This window comes from Paraglaciecola sp. (genome assembly GCF_030730205.1).
Classification (GTDB): Bacteria; Pseudomonadota; Gammaproteobacteria; order Enterobacterales; family Alteromonadaceae; genus Paraglaciecola.
The window spans coordinates 1-12,749 of record NZ_JANQVQ010000187.1; the positions used below are offsets into that span (position 1 = coordinate 1).

Genomic DNA, 12,749 nt, shown 5'->3' on the forward strand with positions numbered 1-12,749 from the left:
GCTTAAATAGCCATTGGTTTAAAAGGCAGGTCGCGGTACCGTTTACCAGAAGCGGCAAATACCGCGTTGCTTAAAGCAGAGGCGAATGGACCAAGGCCCGGTTCACCTAAGCCCGTTGCCGGATAATCACTTTCTACAAAGTGTACTTGTACCTTAGGCATTTCATTAATACGCAGTACGGGGTATTGATGAAAGTTAGTGTTTTGCACTTCGCCATTTCTAAATACTATTTCAGTGCGCAAAGAATACCCCATGCCCATGACTACGGCACCTTCCATTTGCGCCGTAGCGCCGTCAATATTGAGTACTTGGCCACAGTCAATGGCGGCGCATACTTCGAGTACTTTTATGTCATCGCCGTTCACTTCAACTAATACCGCCATGGCCGCATACGTGTTAAAGCTATAATGTACGGCTATGCCAAGACCTTGATTACTCGGCAGTGAATCACGCTGTGCCCAAGCGGCCTTTTCTGCGGCCAGCGCCAGGACACCTTTTGAGCGTTTGACGAGTTCAGCTTGTTTAGGGTCGGTATTACTGTCGTATAAACGATTTAAAAACTCGACGGTATCTTGTTTGTTTTGATGGGCAAGTTCATCAGCAAAAGCACCAAAAGCAAAACCATAAAAGATGGCGTATACCGCTCGGTACCAGCCTATACGGGTATGCGCTGGCGCCTCGCCACTTTCACTGCGCAAATTAGCGATCCCAAAGGGGTGATTCGCTACCTCTGCCACATCGGCGTCAGTAGCGCGGTCTTGTGCAGGGTTGAACAAAGAGGCAATGGGCGGAAAGGCAACGCGGTGCAGCCAAGCACTCACGTTACCGTTTTGATCAAGTGCCGCTTCAATATGCTGGGCGTTAATTGAATGAAAATAACCGGTGCGCATATCTTCTTCTCGAGACCACGTCAGTTGCACCGGCGCTTTCACTTTAGCAGACAGTACCGCTGCTTCATGTACATAATCACATTTAAACTTACGACCAAAGGCGCCGCCAGACATGGTGACGTGCACCACTATATCTTTAGGATCACGTTTAAAATATTCGGCTAAGGTTTTTTGAATATCGCCGGGGCTTTGCGTGGCGGCCCACACTTCACATGAGTCATCTTGTACCCAAACGACACTGGCGTTAGGCTCCATGGGTGAATGAGATAAATGTCCACCTGTGTAAGTAGCTTTCATCACATGGGCTGCGTCATCAAAGGCTTGTTGCAGGTTGCCACGTTCAGCTACAAGCTTAGCTGGGTTTTCAACATTTTTTACTAACATGGCTTTGTAGGCATTGGTATCGTAGCTGCCGTTTTTACCTAGGTCCCACTCTATGTTGAGCTTCTTAAGTGCTTGCTGAGCTGTCCAGGTATTGTCTGCTACAACGGCCACACCACCAATTGAACCAAAGGGCACTTCAAAGCGAGGGATTTCGACGACATCGATTACTCCCGCCATTTGCATGGCTTGCTCTTTGTTGGCGACTGATTTTAGTTTTCCGCCCAAGGCAGGGCAGTGCGTAATCGCTGCGTATTTTAAACCAGGTAACTTGGTATCTACACCATAGGTGAGTTTACCCACTACGATATCGCCTTGATTGTGTCTCGCCAGCCCCTTACCTATGTATTTATATTCTGCTTTGGTTTTTAAGCTTGGCTGAGCGGGCACAGGCATGTCTGCCGCTAAACTGGCTAGTTCACCGTAACCTAGTTTTTGCTGGTTCAGGGTATTAATCACAACGTGCTTGTCTGCTTTACAGTTCTTGACGTCTGTGGCCCACACTTTGGCAGCTGCGGCAATTAACATTTCTTTTGCTGCGGCGCCTGCTTCACGCATGGGGATATACATGGTACGAATACTGGCTGAGCCGCCAGTAGCCTGTGAGCCATATTTGTCTTCGTCACCGTCAGCCTGTTTAACCGTCACTCTTGCCCAATCAGCTTCGAGTTCGTCAGCAACTGCAGCAGGTAATGCGGTGCTAATGCCTTGCCCCATTTCACAGCGCCCACAATAAATCAGGGTATCGCCATTGGGCGCAATATGAATAAAGGCGTTAGGATTAAAATTATCAACAGCGCCAACCTTGACTTGCGCAAGGGCAGGGTGCACCACACTTACACCAAGCATTAACCCGCCGCCTAAGGCCGAACTTTGTTTTAGAAAAACGCGCCGGCTTTGGTTAAAGCCTTGATGAATATGAGTCTCTTTAGCGCTCATCTTATACCTCCTTAGCTAACTCGTCAGCGGCATCGGCCACGGCGAGTTTAATGCGTTGATAGGTGCCGCAGCGACAAATATTGCCTTGCATCGCATTATCGATGTCTGTACTACTGGGGCGCGGAGTTGCGGCTAAAAAGCTGGCTGCGTTCATAATTTGACCTGCTTGGCAGTAACCACATTGTGGCACTTTGTGTTTAAGCCAGGCTTTTTGTAATGGGTGGCTGCCGTTTTCAGACAAGCCTTCAATAGTGGTAATTGATTTGCCCGCTACTGCTGCCACTGGCATGACACAGGCGCGGATAGCTTGTCCGTCTAAATGCACGGTACACGCCCCACATAAACCCATACCGCAACCAAATTTAGTGCCGGTAAGTTCTAATTTGTCACGCAAGTACCACAGCAGTGGCATGTCGTCAGGTACGTCGAGCTCGAAATTTTTGCCGTTGATGTTAATGCTTTTATTCATTGTATCCTCCATTAGCCAGCACACCTGACTATGTTAGTTAATTGTGTTAGTCGCTGTGCAAGGCTTCAATAGGATTTAACTGTGACGCTTTAATGGCAGGAAATACCCCAAATCCCACACCCACTGCAATACAAATTCCTAAAGACAAAAAGATAGCAACCATTGACCAGCTGACAGCCCAGCCAGAATAAAAACCAATAATTTCTGATAGAGCCAAACCAAAGACGATGCCCAACAAGCCACCGAGCACCGATATAGTAAAACTTTCAGCAATAAACTGAAACTTAATGTCACGTTGGGTGGCCCCTACTGCCCTTAAGAGTCCAATTTCTTTCGTGCGCTCTAACACATTGGCCAGCATGATATTCATAATGCCGATGCCACCCACTAATAACGAGATGCCCGCCACACAAGCCATAACGATATTAAATATCTGCTGTGTTTGTTTTTGCTGGGCCAATAAGGCTGCAGGTACGATTAACTGATAATCTTCTGCTTCACCGTGGCGCAGCTTAAACAACTGCTCTACTGCTTTGGCGGCAATACTGGGGTCTACTTGCTCAGAGATCTTCAGTTTTACCGTATCAAGTTCACTGGCCAACGCCAATGCACTGAGTTTTTTCAAGCTGGTAGACAGCGGTACGAATAAACGTTCACTGTCGCCGCCGATTTTGACCCCTTGAAATTCGTCTTTACCTAAAAACGGGTTATACAATACCCCCACTACTTCAAGCCACAGATGGTTCACTTTTACAAACTGTCCCAGTGCATTGCCTTGTGGAAACAGCGCATCGGCGGCTGAAGCACCCAGTACCACAACTTGCGATACGTTGCGTTCGTCTGCATCGTCTAACAATCTGCCGCTAGCGGCTTTCATGTTCGATAATACAAAGTGACTTGGCGTCACCCCTACCACGTTGGCATCTGAACGCCCTTTATCACTGTAAACCGATTGGGTTTTGATATTGCGTTCGGCGCTGTAGTCTTCGACAAAGGGCAGTGTCGCGGCAGCGGCTTCAACATCAGCTAAGGTTAAGCCTAATGATTCTTCGCGGATTTCTTTGAGTTCGTCGCTGGCAAATTGTTTACTTTCAACAATGAGATTACGCAGGCCCATTGAGTCTATTAACTTCAAGGCTTGGCGCTCAGCCCCTTCGCCAATATTCAACATGGCGATAACTGCGCCTACCCCAAAAATCATCCCAAGTAAGGTGAGTAGCGTACGTAATTTGTGGGCTGCCATTTCTTTTAGGGCATCCACAATTAAAGGTTTAAAGGTGCTAACCATCAGCCAGTTACTCCAAGTGGTACGCTAAGGGCAATAATATCGCCGGGTTTGAGGCCATTGCTGATTTCCACAAAATACAAATTTTTATCGGCGGTGGTGACAATCTGTTTCACAAAGTCACTGCCTTGTTGTAGGTATACAAAGTTTTCACTTTTGTCGTTAAAAATAGCTTGTAGGGGGATCACAATTTTACTTTGCACATCGCTGACTCTGATAGCAGCGACCACTTTTTGTGCAGGTTGCAACTTGCGCTCACTTTGTGGGATGTCTACCGTCAGCTCAAAATACTTTGTTGGACTGCCCCGTTTAATGGTGCGTGAAAACCCCGATACACTGGCCACCGTGCCTTGCAACTTTTGATCAGGTAGGGCTTCTAAGGTTAACTCAACATTCTGGCCAGCTTTTAAGCCAATCGCGTCTTTGTCGAGCACAAACACCTTAGCCTGCATTTTTTCTAAGTTAGGAATTTTAGCAATAGTGCTACCCGGAAATACCGTTTGCCCGACGCTGGGTTTATCACCCCGAAAGTTTTTTTCGTAAACTAACAAACCATCAAAAGGAGCATAAATTTCTAATTGAGATAAGGCTTCTTTGTGTTGGGTGTATTTGGCTTCGTGGCCTTGTTTACGAATATCTAAAATTTGTGCCGAACTTTGGTTTTGCTCGCCAATACTGTCTTGTTTCCAATCAATAAATTCTTCTTTTGCGCCTAAGTAGTCGCGGTTTGATAGGGTGTCGATAATTTCAATTTTCGAATACAAACGCATGTCATCAATGGCAAAAGTATCCACAAACTTGAACTCCTTACCCACAAACACTTCTTCTGAATTAAGCTCGTTTTCTTGTTTGGTTTTTTCGGCGTAGGTTTTGCGTAAGTCTTTATCAAGCAACAGCATTTCAAGCTCTTCTTCACGGCTATCGAGCAGTAAGCGCTCGGCATCAAAACGTGCCACCACTTGCCCTTTGCTCACTTTGCTGTTTTCTTCTGCTAGCCAATCAATCATCATTGGTTGACGACCTGGAGCTGAAATATTGTGTGCTTCAGCGGCTTCTAGCTCTCCAAAGGCAGGGATGATTATTTCAAACTCTCGGCTTTCAACGGTGAACACGGGGGTACTTGATATGGGCGCTTCGCTGCAAGCGCTAAGCCATGTGGCGGCACTTAAACAGCCCGCAAACATTAAAAACTTGCTCATGAACCTAGTACCTCTACCTTTGCTTTCATTCCGGGGCGCATAACTTCCGGTTTGTTGTCATCAAGTTCAATTAACGCGTCAAATACCACTTTGGCATTAGACGTGGACTTCGGATAATAGGCCTCCCCAAGTTCGGAAATTTTACCCATGTACGCATTTTCAGGGTAGGCTTCAAAGATGACCTTAACCACTTGTCCAGTGTGCAATTTAGCGGTGTCGGGCTCGGCAAACTCAGCTTTTATAGCCACCTCATCAAGTGATGGCAGTTGCATTAATGTGCGGCCCATGTACACCGTTTGACCTACTGCCGCTTTTTCACCCTCCCAATCAGCGGTATACATAACTAAACCATCTTTGGGGGCGTTAATAGTAAGTTTAGCGATATCACGTTTTACGCTATTCACACGGCTTTGACGCTGATTGATTTCGGCTTGATCCACCCTGCGATTAATTTCCATCGCTTTTTTGTGGTGTGCTAGCTTTTGTTTGGCTTGGGCTAGATTTTCTGTTTGGTATTCGTAGTCGGCTTGTTGTTTGTCTCGTTCGATTTTCGAGCGAGAGGCGTCGGTGATCTCCGCTTTACGTTTGGCTTTTTGAAAATTCATTTCGGCCTCCGCTAAGGCCAAAATCAAATCTTGTTGTGTGGCTTCGTCTTTGAGTTTTTGGTTTTCCGCTTTTTTAATTTCTGCTGCAAGCCGGCTGGATTGGCTAATTAAGTCATTTTTTAGGTTTTGGGCATCAAAGACTAAAACTTTATCGCCTTCTTTTACCAACTGATTTTCTCGGGCCATGTATTCGATTTTATATTGCCACATCCGCGGTATGCTGGGCGGCCCTAACGTTGCATTTTTAAGTGAAATTAATTCTGCGGTGGCAGTGACTTTAGGCTGCTCGACCACGCTAGTTTCGATCGCATCTGGCTGGCAGCCCACTAAGACAAAGGCACTTAGGGCAGCAAGCAGGGCTGAACGTGTAATGATTATCATCGGGCCGTCCTTATTGCAGATTAATTCGGACACTCATGCCCGGAAAAATGGGATGGTTAACTGCTTCATCAAAAGCAATTTCAAGTCGGTAGTAAGCGCTCTCGCTCCATTGGCTGCGCTGTTCTGCTTGACTACTCATGCTGAGCAGTTTACCTGGGTAGCTTTTACCCGGGTAGGCGTCGAGCGTGAGCTGTAGGGTGTTATTGGCAAGATCCATTTTTGCAGCATCGATTTCATGTACCCATGAGGTCACTTGATACGACGACTGTGCTTGCACCCTTACCACTTCCCATGCGGGTTGGACGTTCATGCCTGCGGCAATTTTTTGTGGCATCCAAGGATGCATTAGATGCGACACCGGTCCGCTGATGTGCGCCCGTACACTGAGTTTGTCTATTTGCCCAAGCTGATAGGCTATTTTTTCTTCCAGTTTAATAATTTCTATTTTTTGTTTTTGAATAGCAACATCCCGTTCCGCCAATTTAAGCTTGAGGTTTTCTTCGGCTTTAATTTGTTCCATCAGGGCTTTTTCATAGGCGATGATAAATTTACCTTTTTCATAATCGCTGACTTCACCCTTAGGGATATTGGCTTCTATGCGGTCTTTTTTAACTTGTATGGTAGCTAGCTTTAGGCGGCCTTCTGCTTCTACTACGGCTTGATTTACGTCCATTTCAATTTTTAATAATTGCAATTTTTGGGTTTGTAAATTCTCTTGATTTTCTTCTAGCTGAGTTTGAATACCCCCTGAGTCAAATACCGCTACCAGGTCGCCTTCTTTCACGATGGTGCCTTCTTCTTCAAGCCACTGAATTTGAATTTGCCAACCGGTACTTTTGGGGGCGGTAACCGTTTGACTTTGCGCTGAGGCAACTTCACCGGTTAATAGGGTTGATGCATAACTGGCGGTGCCGGCAACGCTTAATAAACCTGCTGATAAAAAAATCACTTTCGCTATTGGCTTAACCATGGGGATGCCTCGTCATTGCGTCAATCTTGTAATCAAGGTCAAGCACTTTTCCATCACGCATCATCACCACACGCTGAGCGTGAGCGGCGATATCGTCTTCGTGAGTCACCATGACAATAGTTTGCCCTTGTTTGTGTAAGTCGGTTAGTAAGGCCATGATCTCAACAGATGTTTTACTGTCTAGGTTGCCGGTTGGTTCATCCGCTAAGACTACCGTAGGATTATTGATAAGCGCCCGAGCTATGGCCACTCGTTGACGTTGCCCACCTGACATTTCAAAGGGTTTATGGTGCATGCGATGCCCAAGTCCCACTTTTTGCAACAAAGCAACCGCCCGTTCAGTGGCTTCGGCATCGCTCACATTGGTGTAGCGCAGAGGCAATTTTACGTTGGCGATGGCATCAAGCTTGGGCAGTAAATGAAAGGTTTGGAAGATAAAACCAATGTGTTTGTTGCGAATTTGCGACAAAGTGTCGTCGTCCAAACTGGCTACGTCTTGGTTGTCGAGTAGGTACTGCCCACTATTGGGCGCGTCTAAACAACCGAGTATATTCATAAGAGTCGATTTGCCCGAACCTGAACTGCCCATAAAGGCAACAAATTCATTGGTTTGAATGGATAACGAGATGTCGTTCAGAGCGTGGACTTGCTCTGTGCCGTTAACAAACGACTTGCAGATATGGCGAAGTTCTAACATACAGTTAACTAAAAAATGACCTAAGCTTAACCTTACTTGGGTGGCCAAACTGGCGCAACAAAGCAACAGCAAAACAGGGCCTGAGACGGTCTATTTAATGTTTCAAGATGTGTACGGTTAGAGCGGTTTTAGGTGGACGACCCAAAAGACTGACTATTTAAATAAATTAAGTAAACCAATAAGCTAAATACCATAACCTTGGTGCTGCATTGGGTCTTAACTACTCTGGATTAAAACCGAATGACAGTGGCAGTAGTTCACTAAACGTAACCGTTTTTATTTTGCCTTGCTGAGTGGCCAGATGGACCAGCGTATGCTTATCAGCAAACTCAGCTATTTTTTGGCGGCAGCCCCCACAAGGAGGACAAAAGTCATCATTGGGACTGGCAATTAGAATTTCTCGAATTTTTTTACCTCCATTTACCACCATACTGCCAATAGCGGTAGCTTCGGCACATTGGCCTAAGGGGTAAGCGGCATTTTCAACATTGCAGCCATGGTAAACTTGCTCAGTGTTATCAAGCAGGGCAGCGCCAACCTGAAAATGTGAATAGGGGGCGTGAGCGTTTTTTTGGGCTAGAAAGGCTTTTTCTAGTAGTTGTGTTTGCATATCGCTAACAGTTGCAGACATGGCTTCCTCGGGTCTCTTTATACTTGACCATCTAGTCTGCTTTATTTTTACTGTTTGATACAAGTTATATTGATAAATTTAGTGCCAAGCCCAGTGCTTATCTTTACTTTTAAAGCTAATTGCGAGACTCTTAGACGCAACCAGTCGTTCGAATTCAACGATTATCTAGGGCTTAAAAGCGTGAGTTAGCTTACCGTTAAACAAGGTCGTAGTAATCTCAACCAGGTTCTTCAGTCTTTCTTTATTATGTATAAACGTCTTATTTCTTTACTGTTTTGTAGTGCGGTTTTAGCAGGTTGCAGTTCTACAACACCAACCAAACAAGATTACCCTCAAATGAGTAATTTGCTGCTGGCTGAGCCTGCACCGATGAGCGCACGCTCGCAAATGGCGATTGCGCGTTACAACCAAATTTTGGCTCAGGCTACGTTAAAAGATGAAGAGCGCGCGCAATTGCTGCAACAGCGCGGCATGTTGTATGACAGTGTCGGTTTAGCGGGTTTAGCGCAATATGATTTTAACCAAGCTATTCAACTTAAGCCTGACTTGGCCGAAGCCTATAATGCCTTAGGTGTGCACTACACACAGCAAATGGAATTTATTCAGGCTTATGAAGCCTTTGACGCCACACTCGACATCAATCCGTCTTATGACTTTGCCTTTTTAAACCGTGGCATTGCCTTGTATTACGGGGGGCGTCCCGATTTAGCCGTGCAGGATCTAAACGCCTTTTATGCAAAAGACGAAAGTGATCCTTATCGAGCCCTATGGAACTATTTAGCGGCCAGTGAGCTTGATGCTAATGCAGCGCTAACCTCATTAGAAACTGCTCGCAATGGCCTTGATAACGATAATTGGGCCACTCGGCTGGTAGATTTATACTTAGACCGCGTTACCGAAAACCAATTGCTTAATGCCTTGATCCAAGGGGTGACCAGTCAGCAGCAACTGACCGACAGACTATGCGAGGCCTATTTTTATTTAGGTAAATACCATGCCGCCCGCGGGCATCGTGGGGTGGCGTCTAACTATTTCAAACTCGCCCTAAGCACCAATGTGTTTGAATACGTTGAACATCGTTACGCCCGCTTAGAGTTAAATTTGCTGCGCGAAAACGCCAGTAAAGAACAAGATGCTAATATTCAAGCGCAATAAAAGCGGTGCGTAAGCAAATAAGTCAGGCCAGTTGGGCAGCGCTGTGGTTAACACTCGCTGCCTTGCCTATTGTTGTAATGGTCCACAGTGCTTATTTCGCCTCTTCTGTATCGCCCGTTATGCAACTTAACCAACAACAACGTAGTGCCGCAGTTAAGTTGCATCTAGCGCAAGGACTAAATTTATGGCAACAACAGCAATATGCCGCTGCCTTACATGACTTTGCCAAGGCAAACGAACTGGGCTCGCCAGACGCTGGCCTATATCAGCAATATGGCCAGCAGTGGCTAACTGCGCAGCAAAGTGCGCCCCTTGTTATTGAGCAAAATTCACTGCAAGCTTGGGCGCCTCAAGCGTGTTTGCAGCAAATATTATTTGTTACCTCAGAGCTTGACTCTTTGCCACAGGCTAGCCGTTTTATTCATCAATTTAAGGCGGATAAACGCTTGGCGTCTTTGCCTATTTGCATAGCCGCAAATATTGTTTTTGAGCCCCATTTACTGCCTTGTGCAAGCCCGTATAAAAATGCTCGTATTACCTGTGATATCAAGCCTTTAGCGCCAAAATTAGAAAACAAACAATTTACCCATTTGGTGGTATTTGCCAAACACGGTAAAGCGAATGTGCACAACGGTATTATGTATCTCGACCAGCAAGATACTTATGATGTATTGGTGCACGAATTGGCCCATTTTGCCGGTTTTGTTGATGAGTACCCCTTGTCGAGCGAGTTAGCCGCAACCGTTTGTAAACAAGGAAAAGCCCCTAACTTGGTGTTTAAACGGGTCAATGAAGGGCAAATAGATACACAGTACTGGCAGAGTCTCAAACAAAACACTAATGTGGCGCTGACCCCAGCACGTACGTGTGACAATCACAGTAGCCAAGCCTTTAAACCCAGTGCCAAGTTAACCTTTATGGAATATTACGACGTGGCACGTATTCCTGAATTTTACCTTGCGGCTTGGCAGCAAGCCTTAAAGCAGCCAAAAAATCTGACGCCGGCCTTTATAAATTTTGCTCAAACTTTTGAAGAACAGCCGGCTAGTCCCTATGCCACTTACTGGCGTAAGCGCTACGAACAGTTTTATTACAATTAACACTCAATGCGTCCTATATGTCATTTTTATTTCAATTAGGTATAATGCCCGGACCTACTTTCCCCGATTTTATCTAGTCAGCGCCTCAGGTTATCTATGTCACAGCTTATTGAAGTCGAAAAAGTCGATTATCCCTTTCCTGCTAAGCCCAAAGCCTTGTCTGTTGAACAGCAGCAGTTTTATGTGCAAGAAATTAAATCGCTTTTAAAAAAGAGAAATGCCACCTTAGTTGCGCATTATTATACCGATCCAGAGATTCAAGCCTTAGCTGAAGCCACGGGTGGATGCATTTCTGATTCATTGGAAATGGCGCGATTTGGTCGAGATTGTGCAGCCGATACCCTCATTGTGGCGGGTGTTAAGTTTATGGGCGAAACCGCCAAAATTCTAAGCCCTGAAAAAACCGTACTCATGCCCACCCTTGAAGCAACGTGCTCTTTGGATATTGGTTGTCCAGCCGATCAATTCTCGGCGTTTTGTGACGCTCACCCCGACCATACCGTGGTGGTGTATGCTAATACCTCTGCAGCAGTAAAAGCCCGAGCTGATTGGGTAGTCACTTCAAGTATTGCCTTAGAAATTGTCGAGCATTTAGACTCATTAGGCGAGAAAATCATCTGGGCACCGGACCGTCATTTAGGTTCGTATATTGCCAAACAAACCGGTGCAGACATGTTGATGTGGCAGGGTGAATGTATTGTCCATGACGAGTTTTCGGCGAAAGCCTTGCTGGACATGAAAAACCTGTATCCTGATGCTGCTATATTGGTGCACCCCGAATCACCCGCCAGTGTCGTTGAAATGGCCGATGCCGTTGGCTCAACAACGCAATTAATTAAAGCCGCGCAAACCCTACCTAATAGTCATTTTATTGTGGCTACCGACCGTGGTATTTTTTATAAAATGCAACAAGCGGCGCCGGGTAAAATATTATTAGAAGCACCTACCGCTGGTAATGGTGCAACCTGTAAAAGTTGCGCTCATTGCCCATGGATGGCCATGAACGGTTTACAAGCCATTTACCAGTCATTGACCGACAACAGCGGCCACGAAATCTTTGTAAACGAAGCCCTGCGTCAACAAGCCCTAGTGCCGCTCAATCGCATGCTCGATTTTTCTGCAGAGCTAAAGATGAAGGTGAGGGGTAACGCCTGATTTACCTTATCGTTTTTAGGTCTATTTACTCAACAAAAAGCCAGCTATGCTGGCTTTTTGATTTTTAGTCCTCATAACGATTAATCAACTAACTAAAAAGGAGTATTACATGCCAGATTTAAGCCGCTACAAGGGGATCGTGTTTGACATGGATGGCACCTTAATAGACTCGATGGGCGCCCATGGCAAAGCGTGGCAGCTAACTTGCGAAAAATATGGTTATCCCTACGACGGAGACTATATTCATAACCTCGGCGGAGTACCCACCCGCGAAATCGTGAAACTGTTGAATGAAAAACATGGCCTTGATCACGATTTAGACGAGGTTACCGAAACCAAACGGCAAGCTTTTCTTGAACTTGACGATAAGCCCACGGTAATAGAAGACACCTTTGCTGTGATGAAGCGCTATCAAGGTGTGCTCAAAATGGGCGTTGGTACCGGCTCGGAGCGCGGTAACGCCATTTCCATGCTAACCGCCACAGGTTTGTTAGAGCGACTCGAAACCGTTGTTACTGCCACCGATGTGTTAAACGGCAAACCCCACGGCGAAACCTTTTTAACCGTAGCGCTTAACATGGGCATCGAGCCCAAAGACTGCGTGGTGTTTGAAGATACCGAAATAGGCCGTCAAGCCGCCCAAAATGCCGGTATGGATTGCATTATGGTGATTAATGGTAAGATAGAACTACCGATTCAGACCATTAACTGATGTATTGAATAACTACCTCGGTTACGCGTTTACTTGAGATTGTCAGATTAAATTGCACAATTGTTCATCGACTCGCAGCCTAACAGCAGTTATTACTTGCACCGAACAAGGTATTTCCCTAACATACGCGCCTCTTTTGTAGGGCTTGTTGAAAATAGCCCCTTGTAGGAGTGGCTTTAG

12 protein-coding genes are annotated in these 12,749 nt (G+C 45.9%); 4 read left to right on the forward strand and 8 right to left on the reverse strand.

Features of this window, described 5'->3' with window-relative positions; translation table 11 throughout:
* Positions 1 to 2 precede the first annotated feature (2 nt).
* The 8 genes from NWQ57_RS12760 to cdd all read right to left on the reverse strand — a co-directional run bounded on the left by NWQ57_RS12760 (position 3) and on the right by cdd (position 8,447).
* Positions 3 to 2,210 (reverse strand): xanthine dehydrogenase family protein molybdopterin-binding subunit, encoded by a 2,208-nt coding sequence (locus tag NWQ57_RS12760; RefSeq protein WP_306022533.1) that lies wholly within the window; start codon positions 2,208 to 2,210, stop codon positions 3 to 5.
* A gap of 1 nt (position 2,211) precedes the next feature.
* On the reverse strand, positions 2,212 to 2,679 hold the full coding sequence (locus NWQ57_RS12765; RefSeq protein WP_306022534.1) for a (2Fe-2S)-binding protein: 468 nt from the start codon (positions 2,677 to 2,679) through the stop codon (positions 2,212 to 2,214).
* Positions 2,680 to 2,725: 46 nt separating this feature from the next.
* A complete protein-coding gene (locus NWQ57_RS12770; protein WP_306022535.1) occupies positions 2,726 to 3,967 on the reverse strand; it encodes an ABC transporter permease in 1,242 nt (413 codons plus the stop codon).
* A complete protein-coding gene (locus tag NWQ57_RS12775; RefSeq protein WP_306022536.1) occupies positions 3,967 to 5,163 on the reverse strand; it encodes an efflux RND transporter periplasmic adaptor subunit in 1,197 nt (398 codons plus the stop codon). The genes NWQ57_RS12770 and NWQ57_RS12775 overlap by 1 nt, the downstream gene beginning before the upstream one ends.
* Positions 5,160 to 6,149: an HlyD family secretion protein gene (locus tag NWQ57_RS12780; protein ID WP_306022537.1), complete on the reverse strand. Its 990-nt coding sequence runs from the start codon at positions 6,147 to 6,149 to the stop codon at positions 5,160 to 5,162. The genes NWQ57_RS12775 and NWQ57_RS12780 overlap by 4 nt, the downstream gene beginning before the upstream one ends.
* A gap of 10 nt (positions 6,150 to 6,159) precedes the next feature.
* Positions 6,160 to 7,119 (reverse strand): HlyD family secretion protein, encoded by a 960-nt coding sequence (locus NWQ57_RS12785; RefSeq protein ID WP_306022538.1) that lies wholly within the window; start codon positions 7,117 to 7,119, stop codon positions 6,160 to 6,162.
* Positions 7,112 to 7,816 carry an ABC transporter ATP-binding protein gene (locus NWQ57_RS12790; protein WP_306022539.1) on the reverse strand — a complete coding sequence of 235 codons (705 nt, stop codon included), beginning with the start codon at positions 7,814 to 7,816 and terminating at the stop codon, positions 7,112 to 7,114. The genes NWQ57_RS12785 and NWQ57_RS12790 overlap by 8 nt, the downstream gene beginning before the upstream one ends.
* A 220-nt stretch (positions 7,817 to 8,036) precedes the next feature.
* On the reverse strand, positions 8,037 to 8,447 hold the full coding sequence (gene cdd / locus NWQ57_RS12795) for a cytidine deaminase (RefSeq protein WP_306022540.1): 411 nt from the start codon (positions 8,445 to 8,447) through the stop codon (positions 8,037 to 8,039).
* A gap of 246 nt (positions 8,448 to 8,693) precedes the next feature.
* Between cdd and nlpI the strand changes: the two genes are divergently transcribed.
* From nlpI to NWQ57_RS12815, 4 genes are all read left to right on the forward strand, one after another.
* Positions 8,694 to 9,602, forward strand: a complete 909-nt coding sequence (gene nlpI, locus NWQ57_RS12800) for a lipoprotein NlpI (protein ID WP_306022541.1) — start codon at positions 8,694 to 8,696, stop codon at positions 9,600 to 9,602.
* Between the two features lie 5 nt (positions 9,603 to 9,607).
* Positions 9,608 to 10,702, forward strand: a complete 1,095-nt coding sequence (locus tag NWQ57_RS12805) for a hypothetical protein (protein ID WP_306022542.1) — start codon at positions 9,608 to 9,610, stop codon at positions 10,700 to 10,702.
* Between the two features lie 96 nt (positions 10,703 to 10,798).
* Positions 10,799 to 11,857, forward strand: a complete 1,059-nt coding sequence (gene nadA, locus NWQ57_RS12810; RefSeq protein WP_306022543.1) for a quinolinate synthase NadA — start codon at positions 10,799 to 10,801, stop codon at positions 11,855 to 11,857.
* Between the two features lie 109 nt (positions 11,858 to 11,966).
* Positions 11,967 to 12,569 (forward strand): beta-phosphoglucomutase family hydrolase, encoded by a 603-nt coding sequence (locus NWQ57_RS12815; RefSeq protein ID WP_306022544.1) that lies wholly within the window; start codon positions 11,967 to 11,969, stop codon positions 12,567 to 12,569.
* Positions 12,570 to 12,749: the final 180 nt, after the last annotated feature.